Genomic DNA, 25079 nt, shown 5'->3' with positions numbered 1-25079 from the left:
AGACGAGAACTGCGAGGACAAATCATCCAATCTCGTAAAGCATTCCATTGAATGACTCTGTGTCATTCCAGTCGTCTGGGACCACTGACATTCGTACTCAAATTTTCTGTTTGCTAGATATTAGATGTATCTGATGTCGTTTTTACTCTGGCCTTCTCGTGGAAGACGACCATCAGAACACCATATCAATTTAATATCGAGGTAAAGAATTATTATCGTATAGTTTCACGAGAGACTCACTTGCGGTTCACCCTCTTGGGAATTCTCATTGGCGGTGTGGCAGCTATTAGATATGGCCTGCTCGCACATTAAACAGGATTTCTGCTCCTCGGTGGAGTTACCATTAGCGGTGGAAGCGTCGTTCTCTGGCAGGGAGAGCAATTCATCGCCCCGATGTTGTTTGGTATCGCTGGAGTTGCGTGCTTGGTTGCTCTTGGAACAGCATTCGAATCAGGGGTGTCCGTGGTGCTTGATGCATTAATTGTCTTGGCAGTTGTATCGGCATATCGTGGTTTGAGCTACTGGCGTGTAGTGAACACGCGCTAAGGTCTCCAGTTCCGCCATTGGATCAGGATTCGATGTTGGTGGTACGAATACCGAACCGCGAGGTATCGCTCTATATGAGGTACACAAAGTTCCGAAAGTGGAGGAAAATTTGCCTGTTCATCCAATTCTCCCTCAGAGAAGGGTTCAACTTTAATCGCCATTTATGTGCTTCTGAAGGGAGTGGATCACTGATTTGGCGTTCGGAATTGATGTTAGTGTACACCGGAATGGGACTGGCCATGGGAGTCCCCGGTAAAGGGTGAGAACGTCTGCATCGCATTTAACCGAACGTAGCTGATGGCGTGAAATAAACCGGTTGTTAAGTGTACCACGCCGCTTTACGAGGAGTCCGCTCTCAAACAAGGTGTAGTGCTTGGATTTTCCTATGATTAATGCATTGCCAAGGAGAGCACCCCCAATCGAGGGGAACAGACCCTGGATTGGTCCTATTGAGATGTGGAGTATGAATCCGCTCACAAGAAAGATGAGGCCCCCCACGATCGATAGTAGTCGAATTAAACGGATATACGAGGTATTTGGCCGCCCAAACCACTCTATGAGGGCCTCCTCATGACGGCGGAGGATCACAGCATAGTGGTTCATCGCTGTGATATAGAGGAAGAATCCGGCAATTGTGAGAAGTAAATCTTCAGCGATCCAATTCTGTAGCACAGTCGAATCTGAACTGGTACTAAATACGGTGACAACATCACTGATTAGATAAACGAAGAATGGTCCAAACGAGAATACAAGATAGAGGCGAGTACGAACAAGCAGTTCAGCGAGATCATCGCGAGTTATTGCAAGCGCAACACCAAACAAGAAGTCAAGGCATGCTGTGGCGAGTGAAATGTGTGAGAAGTAGCCGGTACTTGTGACGAGCGCAACGCCTACTATCGCAAGAGCGCCAGTATAGATTCCACAGGTGAGTTCAAAGAGAATGCGCTGTAACGGACGCTGGAACATTATTTGAAAGTCGTTTGTATTTGACCAAAATCCTTGTGTAGTAACTAGTTGCGTGATACACCGGTGGGAGAGGGACATGGTATCAATTACGATAGCAAGAGAAAGGAGAAGGACTTTGTCGCGGGCGAAGTAATAACAGTCGTGCCTTGGTAGCTCAGGCTGGCAGAGCAGCTCCTTTGTAAGGAGCCGGTCGAGAGTTCAAATCTCTCCCAAGGCTTCTGTTACGGTTTTCGGACACCCATATAAGAGAAGAGTTTCGAGAGAGGTGTATGTGCAGCGTATATACTCGAGATCATGGAACCACTCGAACCCTCCATGACGAGTGAGATTGCGTAGGAACTGGGTGGCCACATCGAACGACGTATGAGGTATTGAACGGGCTTGCCGTCCTCCAGTGTTTATCGGTATCGGACATTTACACGATTCGATGGCCAACGATCCCCTGGCCTATACTAACGATGTTCTCGACGTAGATCCATTCGAGTCGGAATCAGTCGCAACGAACTTGTTATAATTTGACTGTCCGGGAGAAAGCTATAGGCGAGCCTGTGAATTGCGTAGCTAGAAAACGATGGGTCTGTTCGATTTTATCGAGAAATATACATCAACAATACGGGATACAAACAATGTGATTTTACGAATGCGTGGTGAACTTTCCAGTAGCCATGGAAGACAATGACAGGGATTGGGATGAATTTGATCCAGAGGCGCGCGAAGAACGCGAAATCGGCCGCGAGATGGTTTCGAAGAGTACGGGTCTCGGATCGGTCATGGCGCACTTCTATCGCGGAGAGATGAGTGTAGTCACGACATGGCGCCAGCGACTGGATGAGACAATCAACTGGGCGGTAACGATTATCTCGGCGATCCTCATCTATGCCTTCTCAACCGAAGGCAAGCACGTGATTCTCCTCACTGGGATGGTGGTGATCGCTATATTCTTAGGAATCGAAGCCCGGCGCTATCAGGCCTATGACGTATATCGGTCGCGAGCACGGATGCTCCAGGAGAACCTCTTTGCAAATACACTCGATCCCTCACAAGGCGTTGAGCACCCCGCCTGGCGGCGTGAGCTCAGTGATGATTATCGAAATCCGACGATCAAGACGCCCTATTTGGAAGCACTTGCACGACGACTCCGTCGGATCTATCTCCCGTTTTTCGTGCTCATGCTCGCCGCTTGGCTGTTCAAACTCACGGCTTTCTCCTCCCGATCATTATTCAAAACAGCCGCGATAGGAAAGATACCAGGACTCGTTGTACTCAGTGTTGTAGGCCTGTTATACACCATTTTGGTTGCAATTACATTCTGGCCACGCGAGCGGCAGGCAAAAGGCGAATTCGACAATGTCGAATACGGCGAGTGGAAAGAATCTGATTAATAATCACTCGATCTTAAAGAACGGGCCGTTCAAGACGATCAGTGCGGTCTAAGTCTACTCCGCTTTGTTAAATAGCAAGATGGCAGCAGGATACACTGTGATATTTGTAGAGTAAACCAATAAAGTTGCGATGTAATAAAAGTAAACCTCCTCGACTTCGCTAGCGAATGCAAGCGCGTTGCTCAACTATTAGGTAAGCGCGCGGGCGAGCCCGCTGCAACCGACTCCGTTTCGTAGAGTAGACAGCGGACGACCATCGAGTATGATCGATCGGACGCAGTTCGACGGTACGTGAAACGGCGGGCTAATGGAATCTGTGAAGGCTGCAGTGATCCAGCTCCATTCACCAGCCGGACAGGCGAGCCGTATCTCCACGCCCATCATGTCCACGAAGTCGCTGGCGGTGGCCCAGATTCGCCCGAAACCGTGATCGCGCTCTGTCCGAACTGTCACTTTCGCGTTCACCATGGCCGCGACGGAGGAGTATACAATCAGAAGCTTGCCCATCAGCTAGCGTATATCGAGGGGGTTCCGGTCGAGAAAATTCTCGGTACCGATGAACAGTGAAACCAGAGTTGACATCCCATTCAACTAGCTTGGCCTGCTCGTCGCAGAGGATCAATGAATCGGAAACGGAGTACGCTCAATGTTAGTATATAATACTAACTTCAGTATCAGCTCTACTCATAGTCATAGAATCTATATATTTATCTACGAAGATATATTATATAATATTATTATATTGGAAATGGAGAAATTTAGTGCAATATGGGACGTAAGAATTCGCAAACGCGCCGAACAATGTTACAAACAATGGGTGGTCTCGGAGCACTGAGCTTGGCAACGGTAACCGTCGAAGAGGTAACTGCATCGAAACCGGACGAGCGCAAGAAGAGGATTAAAGGACACATCGAACCTGATACTCCAAACTGGGTGTACGTTCCATTCGACGTGTCTGACAATGTGACCGAACTTCACATCAGTTATGATTACAACAAGTCACAGAAGAACCTGCTTGACATCGGTATCTTTGATTCGAGCGGGTACGAGCTTGGCAATGCGGATGGGTTCCGTGGATGGTCGGGCGGCGAGCGCACCGAATTCATGCTCTCGCGCTCGGAGGCAACACCTGGCTACTATCCCGGTGAGATTAAAGCTGGCACTTGGAACGTCATTCTCGGACCCTATCGCGTCGGTGCGGGGGGATCGACTATACGATTGAAATCACCTTTCGGGAAGGCGAGCCGGGGCCGACGTTCGAGCCAACACCTGCATCGAACGACCCACTCACCGATACCGCCGGGTGGTTCCGCGGCGACCTTCACCTTCACAAAGTCCATTCTGATGGCGACTATACACCAGAAGACATTATCGAAGGTGCGATAGACAATGGGCTTGATTTCATCGTTTCCACCGAGCACAGTACGACGACTACGAGTTTGGTGTGGGGAAAATACACCCGTTCAGATAGGCGACCACTCATCATCGACGGCGAGGAAGTTACGACACGGGCGGGTCATTACAACGCAATCGGCTTGGATCCCGGCCAATGGATTGACTGGCGCTATCAACCGGAAGATGGCGTCCTCGATCGATTCATTGAAGATGTCCATGATGTCGGCGGCATCACTGTCGCTAGCCATCCATTCTGCCCATACAAAGGCTGTGACTGGCGGTTTGACTATGACCTCATGGATGTAATCGAGGTGTGGAACGGACCATGGTCTTGGGAGGACGAAGCTGCTGTTCAAACCTGGGATCGAATGCTTCGTGAAGGTCAAGCGCTCCCTGCTGTCGGTGGGAGCGACGCACACGACCCAGGTGACGTAGTAGGCCTACCACAGACAGTCGTGCGGGCAGACCGACTTGGGCCTGACGGGATCATAGCAGCACTTGCTGACGGCAACGCCTATATTACTGAATCAGACGATGTAACGGTTACATTGACAGCCGAATCTAACGTCGGCGAGGTGTCGATTGGTGAGACCCTCGAAACTGGTCTGGAAACGCCGGTCGAAATAACGCTTGAAGTGACCGGAGCCTCTGGCGCCGAAGCGACGTTCCACACGCAAGAAAGCATTATGAAAATAGTGCCGATAGAGGGCAAACAACAGAAAACGACCTACAACACGAATGCGAAAGCCACCGACTTCGTACGAGTCGAGGTTCGTAAGCAAAATGGAGATATGGTAGCACTCACGAATCCGATCTTCATCGAGTCGCTCTGCTGAGCCGGGCAATCGCTCGACCGTAAGCCGTTGATTTAGTAATTTACCCGAATTTCAGGCGCTAATGCCCCGTCCTCAAGAAGCAACGCAGGCCGAAGGCCGAACAGGGCGGGGTAGTTCACATCAAGCACTCAAGAGACAACAAGTAAATAAAAGGTGAAAATGAAGCTTATGCTAGGTTAACATAGTCTGGTCTGACCCAGGCAAGTGATGCATTAATCTGCACGAAAGCAGATTGTTGAAGTAAATGGGTCGGACCATCGTCCCGATTAATGAGGTTTGTCTCTGGATCCCGGGCATTTTGCCAAATTTCATTAGCATATTTCTGCATAGCCTTGAGATATTTAGGGTTATTTTTAACTTTCTGTAACAGGAGTAGGTTTTTGAAGAAAATCGCGCTAAATGCCATGTCTTCTTCAAAAAGACGGTTTTCTTTGCCGAAGTATTCTAGTGCGCGATCGGCAATCTTTTCGGCTTCAGTAAGGTAAGATTCCTCCTCGGTAATTTCGTACAGGAGAACGTTTACACCAATCATCGTTCCCTGATTATAAGTGAAAATCCACTTTGTAATTGTGCCGTCTATATTGACGTGATCCCAATAAAGTTCATTTGGAGCTTGTAAATATTCATTCACCCAATCATACATGCGTTTAGACCAACTCAAATAATACTGTTTCCGCTCATTGTCATCCGTTAATTGATAGAGATGCAATCCAAGTTCTGCTCCAGGTGCGTTCGAGACGGTGTTGCGGTCATCACTCCATGGAGCTTGCGTCCAGAACACGCCCCCAGGCTTGGGATGCGAGGGATCGTCATCCCATCCATGGACTACTAAGTCAAAAATTTGACGTGCTCGTCCAAGAAATTGTTGGTCACCCGTCATTCGGTATAACTGAATTAGCTCGAGACCGATCCACTCGTTATCGTCATAAAAGATGTCACCACCACCTCCGTATGGCGGTCGGACATACGAATCATATCCTTTTGGATCTTTGTTTGGGTTCCAATAGAGTTCTAATGCGTCTAGACGATCTTGCACATCATCAGCGTACTCTGCACCGATTCTCCCATTCCGAATCCCGAATAAATCAATGGTACCAGCCATCGCTTGTGTGAATGGCCAAACATAGCTGTATGGATTGTCGCTTTGGTTTGGATACTCCTCCAAAAAGAGTTTAGAATTTTTCTTGTAAAAGTACTGCTGAAGGGCATCGTATGCAGCTATAGCACGGTTAATATTCTCTGATCGACTTACAGACTTCAAACGGCCTAGTTTTGCAGCTGAACCTCCCGCACGAACATTACCTGCAACCATTGGAAAAGCAAAATAGGTCGCAATGCCCGTTCCAGCTACACTCTGCTTTATGAACTCTCTTCGTGAAGTAAGGCTTCGATTTTTTCTCATGATGTACAGGATGATAGTTATGGTGAATCAATATAATATTTCCTATAAACGCAATCTAATATAGCGTTCTCTATAGTAGATGTTATAAAATTACATCCCCATATATAAATAAATATGATGATGGTTCCACAACTATTCAGCTTGTTCAGGAAATTCAATCGATTTGATAGTCAACCGCTGTAGTTCAATATCCTCGACTTGTGGAAGCCACCCACCAATACTGTAAGTGTCATTACCATCATCAACAAATATCGAAACCTGACCAGAAACTTCACAAAGAGACGGATAAGCATTATCAGTAATAGGACCTGAGAAAACCATATCAGTAATTCGTCCGGAGATGTGCCTTTTTTTCCCCGTTGTTGTGTCAAACCCTTGTGCAGAGAGTTGAATTGTCGCTCCCTCGTGGAAAAGTGGTGCAATATCCGCGACACATTGTCGGATATTTACATATGTAATCGGAATCGAGTTGTTATGGACGGAATAGACTGTTTCGAAAGAATCCCATAATGTTGTCTGATAGTACCAATGGAACACATACGTAAGTGATCGATTATCTGCTATGATTCCAAATTCAGTTCCATTACCACGTTGTGGTGCAAAACAAACTTTCGAATGATCTACGATGATAACAAACGGAGCGAGAAATTCACGAAAGCACACCTCCGACGTAGTATTCTCAAAGTCAAATTCGCGTTCAGTGGGAAGAGAACCATCTCCCGATGGGGAAAGAGAGAGTTTGATAAAAATGTCCCGGTCATGAGCTTCGTGTAGCACAGGACGGAGTTCGTGATACTGTTTCGGCAAGACGGCTAACCTGACCTCGTTTTCTGCAGTTCGAATATAGTGCTTAGCGCGTTCAATCACTGTCTCAAGTCGTTTGACAACAGTCAAATTGTTCTCGGTAAGTTCGGGCGCATCCCACAGATCATCAAGTTCATCAGCTGTGTCTACAAATGACTCGGCTCGTTGCCGGAGATCCGTAATGACTGCATCGGGGTCTAATACGCGTGCCCGCAAGTTATCTTGCTTGTAAATTTCAATGTGACCGTCGGACTCAAGTTCTCTGAGAACATCGTAGACACGAGATTTCGGCACGTTACTCGCGTTAGCAAGTTCAATAGCAGGGGCTGATCCACGTTTTAAAATTTCAATATAAACTTCCGCTTCATATTGTGTAAAACCTGCATTCTGGAGTGCTTGCAGGGTTGTTGTCTGCTGCATTGGTATCGAGGAATAACAATCCGGAGAATAAATCGATTACTACTACAGTGAATATGGAACTAGTTAACTCTTGGAGTGGCTTAATGATCCATTCACTAGGTGAGTCATTAACTCGGGAAAAAACTAATATAGTATAATGTAGATTTGGATACTAGGTTCACGCCATGCGCAAACAAGCCACAAGCATTGATTTCAACCGTAGAACTGTATTAAAACTAGGCGCCTCAACAGGGGTGAGTGCATTCTTAGGCGGTCTCGCCGGTTGTCTCGGTGGTGGATCCGATGAATCATCAGGGAAGTTAGTGGCGAAAGATCAGATTGGATCGAATGACGCCAAAACTTCCCTTACCTACTGGATGCTTCCTGATCAGTCTCACACTGCTACAGAAAACAAAAAAGTTGGAAAAGTCGTTGAAAAATTTTTCCGTACCTGGGCGAAGAATCACTCAGATGCGGGCATGCAGATCGAGTACCAGACAAACCTTGAGCAAATGAAAACAAAGTTGCTCCAAGTAGTCGCGAGAGGAAGCGCACCGTCAATGTCACAAGTAGATTCCTTTTGGGTGCCTAACTTCTACAAAGATCTCCAGCCAGTGACCGAGGCTATTGAAGATCCTGACGACTGGTATCCCTTTGTGAAAGATGTAATGGTTCAGGACGGAGAGTGGAAAGCTGTTTGGAAAAACACCGATTGTCGAGCATTGTACTATCGACAAGACTTGATGGACAAGCACAATGACGGGAAGCCACCAGAAACATGGGATGAACTCATCGATGTGGGCAAAACCATCAAAGAAAAGGAGAATATGAACGGATACATGTACAACGGAGGAAAATGGGAGGCCACTACCTTCGATAACTTAGCCATGTTCTGGGCACAGGGAGGAGATCTTGTGAATGACCAAGGGAAACCTGTCTTGGGTAATGGTAAAAATAAGAAAGCACTCCTCAATGTTTTCAAATTTTTCAAACGAACTATCGACTCAGGAGTGACTCCGAAGCGCATTGCGAATATCAATGACTATGCCCTACTCCGGCAAGCAGCACTGAACGAAGAAACTGCGATGTTCCTTGGAGGAAATTGGCAGATAGCGGTAATGAAGCAGAAATCGGATAAAAAAACGTGGGAAAACTGGAAGGTTGCAAAAATCCCACAGATGAAAGCAGATATGGATTCCACGGGGACAGGCGGATGGACTGAGGGTGTGTTCGCCTCGGATGAACAAAAACGAAAAGCCGCTGCAGATTTCGCTGGGATGTACGCAAAGAAGGAAAATATGGCGACGTACTGTAAAGCATCGGGTAATTTACCGACTCGAAAGTCGGTCTACGAGGAAACTAAGTTCTTCTCGGAAGATCCATACATGCAAGTATATAAAAAGCTGCTCGAAAATGGTCGTGCCCGACCAGGCTACCCGATCTATCTCACGATCTCTTCGGAATGGCAGACTGCTGCAGGGAAGGTCATTACTGGACAAGCTTCTCCCGAAAAGGCAGTGGACACGATGATTAGCAACGTCAGCTCGCAATACAACAGCTAAGACAGAGCAATAGCCATAACAATGTTGAAAGAATATTCAGGATTATGGCGACGATCCGATAGCAACTGCCGTGAAAACTTCTCTTGGAGAGTGGTCTAATTCATGTCAGTACAAACAAAACAGCTCCCGGAACGTGCTCATGGCGTACTAGCAGCCGTTACAGAACGCTTAGAGCCGATTCTAAATACGCCAATTACGTGGATTCTCCCAGCGATATTGTTCCTGCTGACCTTCCGACTTTACCCGCTTCTCGAAGCGATTCGGATGAGCTTTACGAATATGAACCTTGTTGCACCCGACTACCAATACGTCGGGTTAGAATCTTTTCAGCAAGTTATTTCGTCACCGTCTTTTTGGACGATGGCTAAGGTGACAGTCATTTTTGTTGCTATTAGCGTCATTCTCCAGATTATTTTGGGAATGATACTCGCCCTCGCGATTGACTATGGCGTTAAAAAGCATCTCTATGGAAGTGTATCGACTCGTGTTGCAGTGTTATCTGCATGGGTCATCCCAGGTATTGTCATTGGTATTCTCTGGAAGATCATGCTCATTGAGACGAATTATGGAATCGTGAACTACTTTCTGGTACAATCCGGATTTCATGTCGTCTCATTTCTGTCCGACCCACAGATGGCACTCCTCTCAACGATTGCTGCCAATACGTGGCGAGGGACAGCATTTTCGATGATTATGCTATATGCTGGTCTTCAACAAGTGCCCCAACATTTGTACGACGCAGCAAGAGTGGACGGGGCAAGAGCGCTACAGCGCTTCCGGTACGTCACCCTACCACAAATAAAGCCGGTCGTGTTCATCAATCTCGTCCTAATCACCATCTATACACTCAATACCTTCGACATGATAATGAGCCTCACAAATGGTGGTCCTGGACACGCAACCGAAGTGCTTGCCCTCTTCATGTATTTTGAAGGGTTCAATCGATTTAATCTGGGGCAAGCTGCTGCAGTAGCAGTTATGATGTTACTGGTAAACGTCGTGATGACGATTATCTATATGCGATTTCTCATTGACGAGGAGGAGTTCTGAAATGAGTACAGAAACTCGGATACGCTCGGCTGTCGAAGAGCTATCGACTTACACTACAATCACCTATCTTGTGTTCGCTTTCGGGATGGTTTTCTTCTTGTTCCCGGTTTTCTGGGTTATCTCGATGAGCATCCGCCTTCCTGGTGAAGTGCTCACCTACCCAGTGCAGCTGATTCCGCAGCAAATCACGTTCGAGCCGTATCGGCAGGTGCTACAAGATTCGTCGATGGTGACCTGGATCTTTAACTCACTGAAAATTGCCGTGTTGGAGGTAGTTGGTATCATCCTCATCGCAGTGCCTGCAGCGTACGCATTTTCCCGGTTCGATTTCAGAGGGAAAAAACACGCTCTCTTTTCGATTCTCTTGTTCCAGATGATCTCACCGGTTGTCATCGTAATTCCACTCTACAATATGATGGCGGAGTTGAACCTGCTCAATAAACACATTGGACTCATCCTGTTGTACATCGGTCTGCAAGTGCCATTTTCGATATGGCTTTTAAAGAGCTACTTCGATACGATTCCATCCGGACTCGATGAGGCAGCACGTGTCGATGGTTGCAACAGGTTACAAACACTGATCTACATCCTCCTACCATCAATGGGTCCAGGTATTGCAGTGGTGGCCATCTTCAACTTCGTCTTTTCGTGGGCAGAGTTCGTAATGGCATTTACCGTTCTTGGAAAGTCAGAGCTCTATACAGTCTCCATCGGCCTATTTTCCTTCCAAGGTCAATACTCGACAGACTGGAGAGTTATCTCTGCAGCAAGTGTTATTGCGATGTTACCACTTCTTATCATGTTCCTCGGATTACAGCGCTACTTCGTTAAGGGTCTCGTGGAGGGAGCAGTCAAAGGATGAATTCCACACCGGTCACCCTTACGCGAACTAACAGCTCGAAGATCGATCACAAAATCAGAAAACACGATAACTAAAAAATGTCAACAATAGAAATTGATCACCTGGCAAAGAAGTACCAAGATACTAGCAATAATGGGGTCCTTGCAGTGGATGATCTAAATATCAAACTCGCCGATGGAGAATTCCTCGTCTTAGTTGGCCCTTCTGGATGTGGCAAATCAACCACACTCCGATGTATGGCGGGGCTCGAACCTGTGACAAAAGGTCAAATCCATTTCGATGGAGAAAATGTCACTGACCAAACTCCCGAAGAGCGCAACATTGCGATGGTGTTCCAAAATTATGCATTGTATCCGAATATGACCGCAGAACAAAATATTGAATTTGGGTTAAAGATGACGACAAAACTCTCAAAAGAGGAACGAACCAAACGGGTACTAGAAACCGCTGATCTACTCGACATTGAGGATCTGTTGGACGATAAACCGAAGGAGCTATCAGGTGGACAACAGCAACGAGTAGCACTCGGTCGTGCAATCGTCCGCGAACCTAAAGTGTTCTTGATGGACGAACCGCTTTCGAATTTAGATGCCAAACTCCGAACAACGATGCGCACTGAAATCCAACAATTGCAGTCAGAACTCGGGGTGACAACCGTGTACGTCACCCACGATCAGACTGAAGCAATGACGATGGGAGATCGCATCGCTGTTCTGGATGGTGGTCAGCTACAGCAGATAGGAACGCCACTCGAATGCTACTACGAGCCAGAAAACCTGTTCGTAGCAAACTTCATTGGTGAACCATCGATGAATTTGTTCCCTCTTGAAGTAAGTGAGGATGAGTTGATCGGAAACGAAGTTAATTATGCCATTTCTGATCGCATCCGTGAAGCAGTTACAGATCATCGCCATGTCACACTTGGTATTCGCCCAGAGGATATCGAAATCATGGAAACAGACGATCTCAACAGCTTCGTCGGTACCATCCAAGTGGTTGAACCAATGGGTGATCAAAATTTCCTTCATCTCACGGTTGGAGGACAAGAAGTGACGGCAGCAGTTTCAGGGGAATATAAGACCAACGAGGGTTCAAAAGTATCACTCAAATTCCCAGAAGAGAGCATTCATCTATTTGCCACGGAAACCGGAGAAGCTCTTCTCAACTGCAAGCGCCACAGTACACAACTCCCGACGATCACCAACTTGGGAGGTGAAACTGCATGATAGTCAAACTTGCTGCAATCGGGCTTGGGCAGCTCTGTATGTACGAATTAGACACCTACGATTCGATGGATGGAGTTGAAATTATTGCTGGTGCAGATATTTCCCCTCAATGCCGTGCCCAGTTTGAGGAACAATTCAATGCACCATCATATGAAAACTATGAGACGATGCTTAGAGAGCACGCCTCGCAACTAGATGCAGTCAATATTGTCACTCCCCATACGCTTCATTACAAACAGGCGATGGCCTGCTTGGAGAATGACCTCCATGTCTTTCTTGAAAAGCCTTTAGTGACGGATGTCGAAGACGCACATAATCTTGTTAGTACTGCTCAACGACACGATAGAGTGCTTGTTGTGGGCTATCAACGACATTATCATCCGGCCTATTCCAAGATCAAAGAGATAATCGATAGCGGGCGACTTGGTGAAGTTCATACAGTTTCTTGTTATATGGGACAGAACTGGATCCGAAAATTCCCTGATGCATGGCGAACTGACCCATCCCTCTCCGGAGGTGGTCAACTGTATGACTCTGGTTCCCATCTTCTCGATACTCTCCTCTGGACGACAGGAACAACACCTGTTTCTGTCGCGGCTATGATGGACTATAAAGAACATAGTGTTGATGTAAATAGTTCGTTAGCACTCCAACTCAAGCGTAATGGTCAACCAGTAACGGCTAGCGTTACCATCACTGCAGATGGTGTGCAAGATCCAGATACCTATGAGGGACTCAACATATGGGGAACAAAAGGGCGTCTAACCTATGAGCAGAACATATTGACAGTTTCCGAACGTGACAAGTTGACTGAAGAAATTAGCATCGACGGTAAAACTGACTTCCAAACGCTGCTTAAGAAGAAACTGCAGGATTTTATCGAAGCAGTCCGAGGTGAACATCCACCAACGGTACCAGGATCATTTGGTCAAATTGTTGTGGCGCTAACTGAAGCTGCGTACGATGCTCACAGGACGAAATCCATTGTAGATGTGGTTCCCTATCTTGATGCAAATCAACCATCTCAGGTATAATAAAATTAATTTATAGCTATTGATCTTATATAAATTGGTGGACAATAATATCTTAGTAAACACCTCTCGCCGGGCGACTGCGTTCGGATAACGACGACCGACCTACCACGGACGATTCGCACGGTAAGAGAGACCCAGCCATTGACGAGTCGAGCACCACAGCTGGTGCTGACAGCGCCACCGGTGACGACGACTGCACAGGACGACATTCACCAAGCCACTACCACTGTACGGCCAGCCACTCTGATTCGCCCATGACTGTTCTCGAGTACACCCAAACCGCCAGTGACAGACCACTCGTTGTATTGGACCGCTCACCACGAATTTACTCCACAAAACGAACGTGAGAGCTAGAAGTAACCAACACAGATGGCATATCCTTACCGCGACTCAAAACGCATCGTCTACCACCACAAATGACACACTCTAATTAGGATATTGTTCAAACCTAAGATTTACTGCTACACACTTGGCTCTACGTTGAATAGCCTAGGGAAATTCAATCACCAGCACTGATACTGTGGAACTCGAAGTCTGGCGATCGTGATTCAATCGGCTGAGAACGAATGGGTCTCGCGGGAATGGACACTGTTCTCCAGCGATGAGAGTCCGTACGACCGTCGCAGCGACAGGAGCAGTCATCACCCCGCGACCGTGAAAGCCAGCTGCTACTACGAGGCCATCGGGAGCGTCTCTTGGCGCGTCGATTATTGGACGAGTATCCGGTGTGGCTCCATCGACACCGGCCCACCCATTGACAAACCGAGCTCGTTCAAATCCCCTGAGGAACCCTGGTACAAGGTTAGCGACATGGTCGCGAAATACTTCGTCTTCCTTCTCGCTTGCACTATCCGGATTGTCCTCAGTAAATGACCAGCCGCCGACCAGCAAGCTGCCGGTGCGTTCGGGACGAAAGTAGACGTGTTCACCGGGAATCCATCCCATTGGGAATTCGTTACTGACAGCTTTGATAGGATCGAGCACTATGCATTGGGTTCGGTATGGCCGAATAGGGAGTTGGGCGTAGTCACGGAGGAACTGTTCGGTTCGCCACCCTGTAGCGACAACGACGTGCGGCGCGTCGAACGTCCCTTCGGAAGTATTGACTCCATTCACGTGTTCGTCAGCGATACGAATGTCTGTCACTGTAGTATCCGTCAGAATGGTTGCGCCTTGGGACTCGGCATCGTTTTTTAGCGTCATTGCGAGCGTGTAAGGATCAACAAATCCGGTATCCTGGTATTTGATGACACCCACGAACTCCTCAAGGTTGAATCGGGGGTAATTCGCTTCGACAACATCCGGTTTCAGAAACGAAACAGTGAGGCTATCTGCAGCAAGTCGTTCGATGCGCTTACGTGCTTCATACTTGCGATCGGGTGGAACAAGTTCGAGACTCGGCCGTTCAGTGAATTCGAACTGTCCGGTTCCGTCGTACTTACTGAAGAATTCGTTCGCGTAGTCGGCGATAGACGGATTGTCGGTATACAACGGCGTCATCGTTATCTCACCTGCGGCGAGTGCCGTTGCCTCCGTAGCGATCTGTCCTCGTTCAACGACGAGGATGTCATGGTCAGTAGCGAGTTCCCGAGCGACGGCACAGCCGATGACACCGCCACCAACGACGATGACGTCATGGCTTGAATGGGCCATATTATTCTTCGATCGATTCGATAGCGTCGGATAACGCATCGACCGCCCGTTTGAGGTTTGCTCGTGTGATCGTCAGCGGCGGTTGAAATCGGATGACGTTTTTGTAATATCCGCCGATACCGAGGAGCACGCCGTGTTCGTCACGTGCATGGTTTTTGACCGCTATTGCCGCCTTCCTCGCAGGTGCCGTATCCGCCGTGACTAGTTCGACGCCGTGCATCAAGCCGAGGCCGCGTGCTTCGCCAACCACATCGTGTTCTGCTTCAATATCCGCGAGTTGGTCACCAAGCCAGTTCCCCTGTTCCGTTGCATTCTCGAGGATACCGTTCTGGAGTTCGTCGATGTTCGCCAATGCTGCAGCACAGCAAACCGGGTTGCCGCCGAACGTCGACAAGTGGTCGCCCGCCTCGAAGCGATCCGCTATTTCAGCCGGTGCGGTGAACGCCCCAAGCGGTAGACCATTGGCGATTCCCTTCGCTTGTGTAAGGATATCAGGGTTGACATCAAACTGCTCCGTTGCAAACATCGTTCCCGTTCGACCGTAGCCAGTTTGGACTTCGTCGACGATGAGGAGCGCACCATGGTCATGGGCAATGTCTTGAACACGGCGAAGATAGCCCTCTGGCGGGACAATGATGCCACCTTCACCCATGACGGGTTCGATTACGACTGCTGCTCGCGATCGATACCATCCCCTAGCTTATGACCCATGGAAACCGAATTATCGGCTATGAGGACAAAGGATCAACTACAGCGATTCGAAAACAAAGCGCAGCTATTGCGCCACATCGCTGAAGAGACATGGAGAGACCTAGATACGCTCTGGGGAGAGTACGACGAGAAGGTCGAATAACGCTTTGTGTGGCCTCACTATCGAGGCAGACCTCGCTATTCAGATCCGTAATCAGTGAGTCGGAGTTTTCCCTCCACTTCGTAAACATGGCCCTTGTTGTACAGTCGTTCGATGATATCCTCGGCAGCAGGTCGCTCAAGATCTTCTTCCTCAGCCAGAACGACATAGGCTTGCTCGTAGGTGAGCTCTCTCTCATCCGGAAGTGCCCTCGCGAGTGCATCGAGCGCTTCTTGCGCAAGTGGGGTGAGTGGCGACGTCTCATTTGAGACCATTTGTACTACCAAATTTGAGGACGCGATTAGTAAACCCTCGGATAGAGTGCACTCGTAACACTACCTGGCTCATTGTAAAGGGGAATGAGCATTTGATGTGGGGAGGATGGGTTGGAATGACACGAGACCCCGCATCATTTGTTGGGGTACGCTGACTGCATTCTTTGCTTAGAACCCAACGGATAAAGTAGTGATCCAACCAGAGCGGAAGTGAAACTGAATATACGTGAGAGGATTCGCGGCCCTAACGCTTCTCATCAGCAACGCCGAGCCGAGAGCGCATCTATCAAGGCAAATATTCTTGGGTTAGTATCTAATACTAACCCATACAGCCTAACAAAATCAAGCACTCCGGCGATGGCCTCGCCCTCTAAGTGACGAAACCCGCCCAAGCAGCTGGGCTCATCGAAAAAACCGATGGCGAGACAACCAGCCATGCAAACATCCGCTGAAGACGCAGTAATCCTGCTCCTAATCTCGCCAAAACATCACCCCCACACCCCACCATGTCCAGTGTCTTCACGGGAGAAGAATGAGTAACCATTGCAATTCTCCAAGAATCACTAGACTCATCCTTTCATTTCCTTCCAACGTATATCGTTCGGACTAATTAGATACGGGCAGGTATAAACTTTCCCATTGTTTAATGTTCCCGCTCAAACATCGAGTGGCTTTTCGTCGAGACATTGGACATGGTGGGGTGTGGGGGCACTACGAGAATTAGGACACCGGACACACGAGACACAGTAGACGCGGTGGTTTTATTACCCTATCTCACGAGACTTGGTTCAATGGGGCTGTTCGAGCCAGATACAAACATCTATCGTGACCGGGATATCCTACGCGAGGATTATCAACCTGAGAAAATCGTAGGTCGTGATGAGGAACTGCAGCAATATATTTCTGCACTCCAGCCCGTGATCAATGGCGATCAGCCATCGAACATCTTTCTCTATGGAAAAGCAGGCGTGGGTAAGACAGCCTGTACAGGATATCTCCTTTCAGAACTTCAATCGGACGCAGAAGAACATGATGTCGATATTACAACAATTCGGACAAATTGTGAAGATCTCTCCACGAGCTACCAAGTAGCAATTCAATTGATTAACGAACTTCGTTCCTCAGAAGAGCATGTCACGACTGGGTACTCAAAGCGCCAAATTTACGAAATGCTCTGGGAGGAACTCGATAAGGTTGGCAGTACAGTAATCATTGTTCTTGATGAGGTCGACCATATCAATGATGATTCCATTCTCTATCAAATTCCTCGTGCAAGGGCAAATGGAAACCTCACAGAGGCAAAGGTCGGTATCATCGGAATCTCAAACGATTTCAAATTCCGCGAAGGACTCTCTTCAAAGGTTCAATCGAGTCTCTGTGAAAAGGAACTCCAATTTCCAGCGTACGAAGCAGCTGAATTACGTGACATTCTTCGGCAACGCGCAGACATCGCGTTCCATGATGGTGTTGTTCCTGATGCTGTCATCGCGAAATGTGCAGCATATGGTGCAAAAGATGCTGGTGACGCTCGGCAGAGCCTTGACCTTTTGATGGAAACTGGTGATATTGGTGTTGAACATCAGGCTGAACAACTCACTGAAGCACACGTCGATGAAGCACGTGATTCGCTTGAGAAAAGCCGTGTTGTTGAAGGCGTCAATGGACTTACTCACCAAGGTCAGCTCGTTCTCTACGCACTCTTGATACTGAATGAAGAGGGGAAAACCCCAACCCGCGCTCGTGATGTGCAACCCCAATACGAAATGGTCTGCGAGCGTGCTGCGGTTGATCCACTTGTTCCACGCCGAATGCGTGACCATCTTGGTGAGTTAGCTATGCTTGGAATCGCGAGCCGTACAGAACGGAACAAGGGAGAAGCAGGTGGTCGGTATTACGAATACAGTCTCGATACGAGTCCAGAACTCCTTTTGGAAGCACTTGAGGAGACAGTAGACATTGTGGGAAAAACCGAATCAATCCAAAAACGGTTCGGAGATCAACTGTCGTAGTGACACCCCACCTTGTCCAATGTCTTGCAAGCGTCAGACACTGGACGAAGTGGGGTGTATTGTAAAAGACATTGGACAGAGTGGGGTGTCCGGCTACGCAGAAGTTGCGACTGCGACATACAATGCATATGGAAGTAGCGCTTGTCTCGTCACTTCGTTTCAACAGGACTTCACAGGAATAGCCGATACAGAGAAAGTGCTTATTGATCGGATCATTCAATCGGGATAGTCTGCAACAAAGCTGAAGCTGCTACATACAACATTTATTGCTTCCGACAGAGGAGAAACTCTATGTTCCCTGAACGCCTCGAGACGGACCGACTCAACCTTGAACGAATTTCGCACGATTCCGTCGATGTATTCGTCCTTCACGAACTCTACTCCGATGGAGACGATACGGAGGAGATGTTCGAGTATTGGGATTCGGCGCCCCACGAGACGATGAAAGAGACATATGATTATGTAGACAAGGCTGAACGACTGTGGGACGATGTCGAGGGTGCAAAATACGTGATCCGACCGAAGGACGAGGAAGATGGGGCAGGGGACATCGCCGGAACGACAGGGCTGTATCCAGATTGGGAAAAGCGGTTTGCCAATCTTGGCATTTTTCTCGACAAGCAATTTTGGGGTCGCGGATATTCCGGTGAACGGGCCGATGCACTCTTTTCCGTGGCGTTCGACCAGCTCGATCTTGAGCTCATCGTTGCCGCCCATATCGATGGGAACGAGAAGTCTCGACGGGCGATCAGCAAATACGTCGAACGGTATGGCGGCCAATACGAAGGTCTTCTCCGTAATTGGCTTCCGCTGTCGGACACCGTTGCTGATGTTCACAGATATACGATCTCCCGTGAAGAGTATTTTGAGGCGACCGAATGCTAAATCATTCCCCTGAACTGATCAGTATAGATAGGCTCTTGCGCTCGAAACAGAAGCATCCAACCAATGGCTTCGACGCCGACTTCGCGACGTACTGTCTTTCGAACGATTGCAACGAGCTCGTACCGAGAGTGGCCAGCGTACAACACGACATCGCTGTATGACCGAAGTTCGCTTGGTGCTCTCGAAGAGGATGTTCAGACCATTGCTAAGGTCTGGTTCGAACACCCCTTGGATCAGGTAATTGTTAGAATAGTAATCTGAATCGATGTCTAAACTCCAATTTGAAGCGCTTGCAGAGGGCCAGATTGGCTGAAATCATGCATTTTAGGTTCGCTATTTCCGGTGTAGTCTCATTTTTCCGCTGGTCAAAGTTTAGACTGAAGCACTCAATGCATAGCCCAATCAGTGCGAATGGTGTCTAAGAAGGGACTATCTTTCAGCTTAGTCTCTATTCTTGCTCTCCTCACACATTGTGGCTGTGATAGCGGTTGGGTTGATCTTCGATGTTGACTCGACCGGATATTCATATAGTGCAGTAGGCAACTAGGTCAAACATAATCGCTTGGATTGATAGGAACTTTTCTCCCGTGATTGATTAAATCACCATAAATGTTCAATTAAATTATCTATTCATAGATAGATGTGGAATATAGAACGGTAAACGAATCGCTGGCTCCAGCTCCGAGAGGCTCAGAGCTACTCTTCGTCCATCTGTGTATCTAACCATTCGTCGGCCCAGGCCTCGATATCGTCGAACAAAGGACTGAGTGAAGTCCCCTTCGGGGTCAGACTATAGTATGTTGCTACTGGGGCGTCTTCTTCCAACCGACGATCCACAAAGCCCATCTCACCGAGGTCATCAAGTACTCGGGAGAGGGTGCGCGGGTTTGCTCCAGTCGAGCGCTTCAATTCGGTGAACCGAGTCTCTCCATCTTGGAGTACGTACAAAACGGCCAGTCGCCACTCCGAGCCGATCTGCATCAGTGGGCGAATGAGCGAGCATTGCCCTGACTCCTCGTCGGTTTGCTGGCGTTGCTGATCTGTCTCGGTGGACATCGATGTCACCCGCTTACATCAATGTCAACTAGCGTATATATACATTCGGGTTCTACCCTAGTAGTGTGATGGAATCACAGATGCGACCGAACTACCGGCAAACTACCGTACAGCATATTCACTCCTTGACGCCTCGTCAGGAGGTGAGAACCTGATGTCGTTCAAAACCAACCTTGGAACGATCAGTCTGTCCGTCGGGTGCGTTCTCTTTGAGGAGCGAGGGTAATCATATGGAACGACAACTCATCAATCCATGGGATTGGCAAGATGAAATGGGGTACTCTCAAGCAATTGAGATCAGTCATGGAGAGCGAGTTCTGTATTGTTCGGGGCAGACGTCCATTGATGCCGAAGGCAACCGAGTTCACCCTGATGACATGCGTGCCCAAATCATTCAAGCACTGGACAACATAGAACGAGTGCTGACAGAGGCGAACTTCGACCTTACGGACGTGGTGCGACTCGATTGTTACGCCACGGATGTTGATCTCTGTTTTGAGCACTGGGATGTGATTATGGATCGCTTAGCGCCGGTCGAATGTCAGCCTGCTTGTACACTGCTGGGGGTGGAGCGGTTGGCGTTTCCTGAACTCTTAATAGAGATCGAACCCACGGCGGTGAAATAACGATGAGTACAGGTAATTTTCAGGTCGAACAGATCGATCATGTCACACTATTCGTTCCCGACCGATACGAAGCAGCTCAATGGTATAAGCAGGTTCTAGGGCTTGAGATCTGTCGTGAGTATAAGAAATGGGCTGATGAAGGAGGTCCGTTGATGATCTCTAGCGATAGTGGCAGAACCATGCTAGCAGTGTTCGAGGGACAGTCGTCTAGATTACAGGAAGCCGATGTTGAGCAGCATATTGCGTTTCGTGTTGATGGGGTGGGATTCTTGAAATTTGTTGACCGGATTGAGGAGATGTTGATCACCGATGGCGGGAACCAAGTGAGCCAAGAAGACATCGTTGATCATGATCTATCATTTTCGATCTACTTCCACGATCCGTATGGCAACCGGTTTGAGGTTACGACCTACGACTATCAGGCCGTCGCTGAGACCCTCGAATGCTGAATACCCGGATAGAAGGTGCACAAACGATTCTCAAAAAGGCGGATCGAAGAAGCGACGAAATCCCACGCACACCGTCTTACTCATCACATCGATCTAGCGAGCGGTCAACCACCTCGTTCAGGTTGCTCTGACCGACGAATACGAACACTCGCCGATGGTAACGGCTGACAACACGCTCACGCTACTAAAGAAGGCGACGGGAATCGGGGAGAAGGCAGCTCAGTCCGGTAGAACAGCAGTCGCTCTCAGTGGCAACACTGGCGGCGTTCTATGGAGATCCCCGAAACAGTTGCTTATTTAATAAGATGGGTCGTTTGAGAGCTAATCTGAAGCAGTTCCCGCTTACTAAATCGTCCGAAACCACGCATTCTGAAGACTCTCTATCGACCATAATCTCATCTTCCAGTCTACGCCAATCGTATACCATTATATCGTTTAAACAGTCACAGAGAAAGCTATCTGTTTTATATCATTGTATTCCTGGTTTCCAATCAAGGAGGTCTTTAACCCCCCCCTCTCACACAGCGGTTTTCCTGAGTTATCCACACGAAGAAAGGGTGGACTCGGCAGTTGTTGTTCCTTACACACCACTTTTCCGGAGTTAACCACGAGACACGGTTGCCTCCGTTTCATCTTGATCTAGCGGTACTACTACTATCTATTATAAAACTATGTATAGTAGTAGTATTTGCTGGTACCTTTTCCCCGCCAAAAGAACAGACGTTGGTACGTCTGACAGCAGATTTCCTGAGTTAAAAGACACCAAAATGACATTCATTTATAAGTAAACAACATGAATATCCTTGCTTCGATACTGATGAAGACCACGAACTCAGGAAAACCGCTGTGTGAGTGTTATATAATCGCCGTGACTCAGGAAACTCGGGAAACTCGGGAAAAGATTAATGACGTTGGGCATATCACTACATACTGACATGGACGATATTGATTCAATCTTCGCTGACGACGTCGAGCTAATACAGAACGCAGATGTACTCGAGGAGGATTACACGCCACAACAAATCATTTGCCGAGATAATGTTCTTGAGCAGTACACGAGTGTTTTCAAACCCATATATAAAGGACGTCCTCCACAGAATGCCTTTCTCTACGGGGATACTGGTGTCGGGAAGACAGCTGCAACGAAGTATCTCCGACAAAATCTCGAACAGGACATCGAACAGAAGAACAAGCGTCTTCCCGAATCCGAGCAAGTGTCGCTCACCGTCATTTGGATCAACTGTGAGAACTTCACCACCGGTGATCACAAAACCTCGTCATACCAAGTTGCTGTCGGAATCGTGAATCGTCTTCGGGATACCGGTAACCGCATCACGGGGACGGGCTATGCTCCACAGGACGTCTATGATATCATGTACGAGGAACTCGACAAACTTGACGGCACTGTCCTCGTTATCTTGGACGAAGTCGATAAAATCGGAGACGATGACACCCTTCTGTATGAACTCCCCCGTTCTCGAGACATCGGCTACGTTGAAAACGTTCGAGTTGGTGTGATTGGCATTAGCAACGATTACACATTCCGAAAGAACCTCTCACCGAAGGTGAAAGATAGTCTGTGTGAGACAGAAATCAAGTTCCCAGCCTACGATGCTGGCGAATTGGGTCAAATTCTTAGCACTCGCGCGGATCTGGCTCTTTACGACACCGCGTACACCCAAGAGACGATCAACCTGTGTTCAGCCCTGGCGTATAAGGAGGCGTCAGGGAGTGCACGAAGAGCGATTCGGCTCCTTCGACGCTCAGCGGAAATAGCTGAAGAAAATGGATCACAACAGATCGAGGAAAAGCACATTCGACAAGCCGACAAGGATCTCGAGTATGGAAATATCGTAGAGTCCATCGTTGATCAAGATGACGAGAAGCTCTATATTCTGAAGGCTCTCGCTCATCTTGACGAAGCGGGCCTCACACCAGCTCGGACGCGAACGATCCACGCTGCATACGCGCGCGTTGTTCGAACCTACAATGCAGAGACTGGAAAGGAGCCGCTCACTCAGCGTGGGATGTTCAACCACCTGTCCAAATTGGTCATGTTCGGCTTTGTGAATACGATTGACCATAACAAGGGTGTCGGTGGTGGCCAGTGGAATGAGCACGAATTTAGTGATGACGTCAACCCACGGAAGGTAAAAGATGCATTCGAGGATCGGAATCTCCAATGGGTGAATATTGACGTTCGTGGTATCAAAGACTAACTCAGGAAAACTGCTGTGGTGACTCACATCCAAACTGAGGTGCTCGGTGTCTGTTTAATAACCCAAACTGCGGAAGTGCGGTGTGGTTGAACGCAGATGATTCAAAACTCGTGAGCTTACTCACTCATCGAGAAGCCGTTCACGAATTTCGTCTTCGTGTGTTAGTGCTGTCGCGATCACTGCATCGAAGTATCCGCGATTCTTCTCAAGGTCTTTCCCATGCTCTCGGTAGTACTCTCCGTCTAAGATCTTATAGAAACTCATCAATTCTTGATAACGTGACTCAGGGAGATACATGTGAAGATCGTGGGTTTCCTCGACGAGGGTACTATCGTCTTTTGACCTCGATTCATCTCTCTCTGTCTCCTTTGCTTCCTCCGTTTCCTCTATTTCCTCTACTCCCTTCGGTTCCTTTGATTCCGATGCCTTTGATTGGTCCTCCGTTTGACTGCCAAACATCGCTTGTTCTAGTCGAGAACCACGTTCTTCCAGTTCTTCATCACTCATCGATAATCATCTCCTGGCGAGTTCCCGCAACGATATCTGTCGCAAATTCATCGTACACCTCTTCCATATCACACTCTTCCTCATGGCCGAAAATGCTCACACCGTTGTTCCAGGCTCGTTTGATAGCGACACGATTTCGGATTTGGTACACGCCGAGACCGTCCTCAAAGCGAGTGAACCAATCTAGCATTTCTTGAGTATCACCGTCTACAGGGTACTGAATGTCATTTACCAACATTCCAAGCCGGTCAATGCTGGAGAAGTGTTTCTCGATAATTCCGACTTGTTCAAACAGCGTTTCGAGTGCTCGGATACTCCGGCGAACTGGTTTCGCTGGTACGACCAATCCGTCTGCAGTTACCAATGCGTTGTTCGTCAGTGGCCCCAAATGCGGTGGTGTGTCCAGAATCACGTAGTCATAGCTCCTCTCGAGAGCATCGAGAACTCCGTCGAGACGCTCTTCTGTCTTTGGAGAAGATTGGAGTTCACGTTCGACTCCAAACATCAGTTCATGGGAGGGAAGTACGTCAAACTCCTCATGACTGAGGATAAGATCGTTCACCTTCTGTTGTTCATCGATGTCGGTCAGCACATCGTAGAGTGAAACATCTTCGGAATGGTATACATCGGTAAACCCAGTGCCTTCTGTTGCCGTTCCTTGGGGATCTGTATCCACCAGTAAGACCTCAAAATCCTTGTTGTAGTTGCCAAGTGCTCCGGCAAGATTTATCGATGTTGTTGTCTTCCCGCTTCCACCCATTTGACAGGACACTGCGATACGGGTGCTCATATCAGCATTTGACTCAGAACAGCTATTTAATTCTAAGGAATTGTAGGAATTCAAGGAATCGTAGAGAACGAAGGAATCATAGGAGACATAGGAAATTGTTAAGGAATAGAAAAGTTGGCCCCAAATTTGCCTATGATTTGATAATATCCTTGGGAATATAGGAACAAAAGGAAATCCAGATTCTATTGGAAATAAAGGAATCATAGGAATCGTAGGAAATGGAGGAAAGCTATCTACAGGCGGACAGGGTGAGTGTCTCGAAGTCAAGTCCCTGAGTGATTTGTGAACAATCTTGG

22 protein-coding genes, 1 tRNA gene and 1 pseudogene are annotated in these 25079 nt (G+C 48.1%); 15 read left to right on the top strand and 9 right to left on the bottom strand.

Features of this window, described 5'->3' with window-relative positions; all coding sequences use genetic code 11:
* Positions 1-696: 696 nt before the first annotated feature.
* On the bottom strand, positions 697-1512 hold the full coding sequence (locus LIX15_RS29290; protein WP_227778609.1) for a hypothetical protein: 816 nt from the start codon (positions 1510-1512) through the stop codon (positions 697-699).
* Between the two features lie 143 nt (positions 1513-1655).
* Between LIX15_RS29290 and LIX15_RS29285 the strand changes: the two genes are divergently transcribed.
* The 4 genes from LIX15_RS29285 to LIX15_RS29270 all read left to right on the top strand — a co-directional run bounded on the left by LIX15_RS29285 (position 1656) and on the right by LIX15_RS29270 (position 5125).
* Positions 1656-1729 (top strand) — tRNA-Thr (locus LIX15_RS29285).
* Positions 1730-2177: 448 nt separating this feature from the next.
* A complete protein-coding gene (locus tag LIX15_RS29280; RefSeq protein WP_227778608.1) occupies positions 2178-2894 on the top strand; it encodes a DUF2270 domain-containing protein in 717 nt (238 codons plus the stop codon).
* Between the two features lie 291 nt (positions 2895-3185).
* Positions 3186-3461: an HNH endonuclease gene (locus LIX15_RS29275; protein WP_227778607.1), complete on the top strand. Its 276-nt coding sequence runs from the start codon at positions 3186-3188 to the stop codon at positions 3459-3461.
* Between the two features lie 596 nt (positions 3462-4057).
* Positions 4058-5125: a CehA/McbA family metallohydrolase gene (locus LIX15_RS29270; protein ID WP_227778606.1), complete on the top strand. Its 1068-nt coding sequence runs from the start codon at positions 4058-4060 to the stop codon at positions 5123-5125.
* Between the two features lie 166 nt (positions 5126-5291).
* Here LIX15_RS29270 and LIX15_RS29265 read toward each other — a convergent pair whose 3' ends face one another.
* Complete coding sequence (locus LIX15_RS29265; RefSeq protein WP_227778605.1) at positions 5292-6527, bottom strand: glycoside hydrolase family 76 protein; 1236 nt, start codon at positions 6525-6527, stop codon at positions 5292-5294.
* A 132-nt stretch (positions 6528-6659) separates the two neighbouring features.
* The gene (locus LIX15_RS29260) at positions 6660-7751 is read right to left on the bottom strand and encodes a TrmB family transcriptional regulator (protein ID WP_227778604.1); all 1092 of its coding nucleotides are present in this window, start codon (positions 7749-7751) and stop codon (positions 6660-6662) included.
* A 164-nt stretch (positions 7752-7915) separates the two neighbouring features.
* Here LIX15_RS29260 and LIX15_RS29255 point away from each other — a divergent pair, with 164 nt between their 5' ends.
* The 5 genes from LIX15_RS29255 to LIX15_RS29235 all read left to right on the top strand — a co-directional run bounded on the left by LIX15_RS29255 (position 7916) and on the right by LIX15_RS29235 (position 13464).
* Complete coding sequence (locus LIX15_RS29255) at positions 7916-9292, top strand: extracellular solute-binding protein (protein WP_227778603.1); 1377 nt, start codon at positions 7916-7918, stop codon at positions 9290-9292.
* Positions 9293-9394: 102 nt separating this feature from the next.
* Positions 9395-10342 carry a carbohydrate ABC transporter permease gene (locus tag LIX15_RS29250; RefSeq protein ID WP_227778602.1) on the top strand — a complete coding sequence of 316 codons (948 nt, stop codon included), beginning with the start codon at positions 9395-9397 and terminating at the stop codon, positions 10340-10342.
* A 1-nt stretch (position 10343) separates the two neighbouring features.
* Positions 10344-11204, top strand: coding sequence for a carbohydrate ABC transporter permease (locus tag LIX15_RS29245; RefSeq protein ID WP_227778601.1), 861 nt, complete (start codon positions 10344-10346; stop codon positions 11202-11204).
* 77 nt (positions 11205-11281) lie between these two features.
* Complete coding sequence (locus tag LIX15_RS29240) at positions 11282-12430, top strand: ABC transporter ATP-binding protein (protein ID WP_227778600.1); 1149 nt, start codon at positions 11282-11284, stop codon at positions 12428-12430.
* Positions 12427-13464 (top strand): Gfo/Idh/MocA family protein, encoded by a 1038-nt coding sequence (locus LIX15_RS29235; protein ID WP_227778599.1) that lies wholly within the window; start codon positions 12427-12429, stop codon positions 13462-13464. Before LIX15_RS29240 ends, LIX15_RS29235 begins: the two co-directional genes overlap by 4 nt.
* Positions 13465-13953: 489 nt before the next feature.
* On the opposite strand, the gene LIX15_RS29230 is transcribed toward LIX15_RS29235, so the two are convergent.
* Both LIX15_RS29230 and LIX15_RS29225 read right to left on the bottom strand, forming a co-directional pair.
* Positions 13954-15117, bottom strand: a complete 1164-nt coding sequence (locus LIX15_RS29230; protein ID WP_227778598.1) for an NAD(P)/FAD-dependent oxidoreductase — start codon at positions 15115-15117, stop codon at positions 13954-13956.
* A gap of 1 nt (position 15118) precedes the next feature.
* Positions 15119-15793 (bottom strand): annotated as a pseudogene (locus tag LIX15_RS29225) (aspartate aminotransferase family protein); the annotation flags it as partial.
* Between the two features lie 54 nt (positions 15794-15847).
* Here LIX15_RS29225 and LIX15_RS33065 point away from each other — a divergent pair.
* Positions 15848-15970: a hypothetical protein gene (locus LIX15_RS33065; RefSeq protein ID WP_265338467.1), complete on the top strand. Its 123-nt coding sequence runs from the start codon at positions 15848-15850 to the stop codon at positions 15968-15970.
* Between the two features lie 35 nt (positions 15971-16005).
* Here LIX15_RS33065 and LIX15_RS29220 read toward each other — a convergent pair whose 3' ends face one another.
* Positions 16006-16242 (bottom strand): hypothetical protein, encoded by a 237-nt coding sequence (locus LIX15_RS29220; protein WP_227778597.1) that lies wholly within the window; start codon positions 16240-16242, stop codon positions 16006-16008.
* A 791-nt stretch (positions 16243-17033) separates the two neighbouring features.
* Between LIX15_RS29220 and LIX15_RS29215 the strand changes: the two genes are divergently transcribed.
* A complete protein-coding gene (locus tag LIX15_RS29215) occupies positions 17034-18251 on the top strand; it encodes an orc1/cdc6 family replication initiation protein (RefSeq protein WP_227778596.1) in 1218 nt (405 codons plus the stop codon).
* A gap of 291 nt (positions 18252-18542) precedes the next feature.
* Positions 18543-19136, top strand: coding sequence for a GNAT family N-acetyltransferase (locus LIX15_RS29210; RefSeq protein ID WP_227778595.1), 594 nt, complete (start codon positions 18543-18545; stop codon positions 19134-19136).
* 696 nt (positions 19137-19832) lie between these two features.
* Here LIX15_RS29210 and LIX15_RS29205 read toward each other — a convergent pair.
* Entirely contained in the window at positions 19833-20192 is a 360-nt protein-coding gene (locus LIX15_RS29205; protein WP_227778594.1) for a winged helix-turn-helix transcriptional regulator, read from the bottom strand.
* A gap of 230 nt (positions 20193-20422) precedes the next feature.
* Here LIX15_RS29205 and LIX15_RS29200 point away from each other — a divergent pair, with 230 nt between their 5' ends.
* The 3 genes from LIX15_RS29200 (at position 20423) to LIX15_RS29190 (ending at position 23486) form a co-directional block, all read left to right on the top strand.
* Positions 20423-20818 (top strand): RidA family protein, encoded by a 396-nt coding sequence (locus LIX15_RS29200; protein WP_227778593.1) that lies wholly within the window; start codon positions 20423-20425, stop codon positions 20816-20818.
* 2 nt (positions 20819-20820) lie between these two features.
* Positions 20821-21267, top strand: coding sequence for a VOC family protein (locus LIX15_RS29195; protein ID WP_227778592.1), 447 nt, complete (start codon positions 20821-20823; stop codon positions 21265-21267).
* A 935-nt stretch (positions 21268-22202) separates the two neighbouring features.
* Complete coding sequence (locus LIX15_RS29190; protein WP_227778591.1) at positions 22203-23486, top strand: Cdc6/Cdc18 family protein; 1284 nt, start codon at positions 22203-22205, stop codon at positions 23484-23486.
* A 120-nt stretch (positions 23487-23606) separates the two neighbouring features.
* Here the strand turns inward: LIX15_RS29190 and LIX15_RS29185 are convergent, their stop codons facing one another.
* Both LIX15_RS29185 and LIX15_RS29180 read right to left on the bottom strand, forming a co-directional pair.
* Complete coding sequence (locus LIX15_RS29185; protein ID WP_227778590.1) at positions 23607-23993, bottom strand: DUF8160 family protein; 387 nt, start codon at positions 23991-23993, stop codon at positions 23607-23609.
* Positions 23986-24837 carry a ParA family protein gene (locus LIX15_RS29180; RefSeq protein WP_227778589.1) on the bottom strand — a complete coding sequence of 284 codons (852 nt, stop codon included), beginning with the start codon at positions 24835-24837 and terminating at the stop codon, positions 23986-23988. The genes LIX15_RS29185 and LIX15_RS29180 overlap by 8 nt, the downstream gene beginning before the upstream one ends.
* Between the last annotated feature and the right edge of the window lie 242 nt (positions 24838-25079).

It is taken from the genome of Haladaptatus pallidirubidus (genome assembly GCF_020700235.1).
GTDB classification, from domain to species: Archaea; Halobacteriota; Halobacteria; order Halobacteriales; family Haladaptataceae; genus Haladaptatus; species Haladaptatus pallidirubidus.
The sequence above is the reverse complement of the archived record's forward strand: the minus strand, read 5'-3'. Positions and strand labels throughout refer to the sequence as shown.

Coding starts and splice junctions, on each gene's coding strand:
- LIX15_RS29245 (WP_227778601.1), top strand. CDS start 10,344: ATGAGTACAGAAACTCGGATACGCTCGGCTGTCGAAGAGCTATCGACT.
- LIX15_RS29230 (WP_227778598.1), bottom strand. CDS start 15,117: ATGGCCCATTCAAGCCATGACGTCATCGTCGTTGGTGGCGGTGTCATC.
- LIX15_RS29250 (WP_227778602.1), top strand. CDS start 9,395: ATGTCAGTACAAACAAAACAGCTCCCGGAACGTGCTCATGGCGTACTA.
- LIX15_RS29210 (WP_227778595.1), top strand. CDS start 18,543: ATGTTCCCTGAACGCCTCGAGACGGACCGACTCAACCTTGAACGAATT.
- LIX15_RS29195 (WP_227778592.1), top strand. CDS start 20,821: ATGAGTACAGGTAATTTTCAGGTCGAACAGATCGATCATGTCACACTA.
- LIX15_RS29205 (WP_227778594.1), bottom strand. CDS start 20,192: ATGTCCACCGAGACAGATCAGCAACGCCAGCAAACCGACGAGGAGTCA.
- LIX15_RS29185 (WP_227778590.1), bottom strand. CDS start 23,993: ATGAGTGATGAAGAACTGGAAGAACGTGGTTCTCGACTAGAACAAGCG.
- LIX15_RS29290 (WP_227778609.1), bottom strand. CDS start 1,512: ATGTTCCAGCGTCCGTTACAGCGCATTCTCTTTGAACTCACCTGTGGA.
- LIX15_RS33065 (WP_265338467.1), top strand. CDS start 15,848: ATGAGGACAAAGGATCAACTACAGCGATTCGAAAACAAAGCGCAGCTA.
- LIX15_RS29255 (WP_227778603.1), top strand. CDS start 7,916: ATGCGCAAACAAGCCACAAGCATTGATTTCAACCGTAGAACTGTATTA.
- LIX15_RS29220 (WP_227778597.1), bottom strand. CDS start 16,242: ATGGTCTCAAATGAGACGTCGCCACTCACCCCACTTGCGCAAGAAGCG.
- LIX15_RS29240 (WP_227778600.1), top strand. CDS start 11,282: ATGTCAACAATAGAAATTGATCACCTGGCAAAGAAGTACCAAGATACT.
- LIX15_RS29235 (WP_227778599.1), top strand. CDS start 12,427: ATGATAGTCAAACTTGCTGCAATCGGGCTTGGGCAGCTCTGTATGTAC.
- LIX15_RS29215 (WP_227778596.1), top strand. CDS start 17,034: ATGGGGCTGTTCGAGCCAGATACAAACATCTATCGTGACCGGGATATC.
- LIX15_RS29280 (WP_227778608.1), top strand. CDS start 2,178: ATGGAAGACAATGACAGGGATTGGGATGAATTTGATCCAGAGGCGCGC.
- LIX15_RS29260 (WP_227778604.1), bottom strand. CDS start 7,751: ATGCAGCAGACAACAACCCTGCAAGCACTCCAGAATGCAGGTTTTACA.
- LIX15_RS29190 (WP_227778591.1), top strand. CDS start 22,203: ATGGACGATATTGATTCAATCTTCGCTGACGACGTCGAGCTAATACAG.
- LIX15_RS29265 (WP_227778605.1), bottom strand. CDS start 6,527: ATGAGAAAAAATCGAAGCCTTACTTCACGAAGAGAGTTCATAAAGCAG.
- LIX15_RS29200 (WP_227778593.1), top strand. CDS start 20,423: ATGGAACGACAACTCATCAATCCATGGGATTGGCAAGATGAAATGGGG.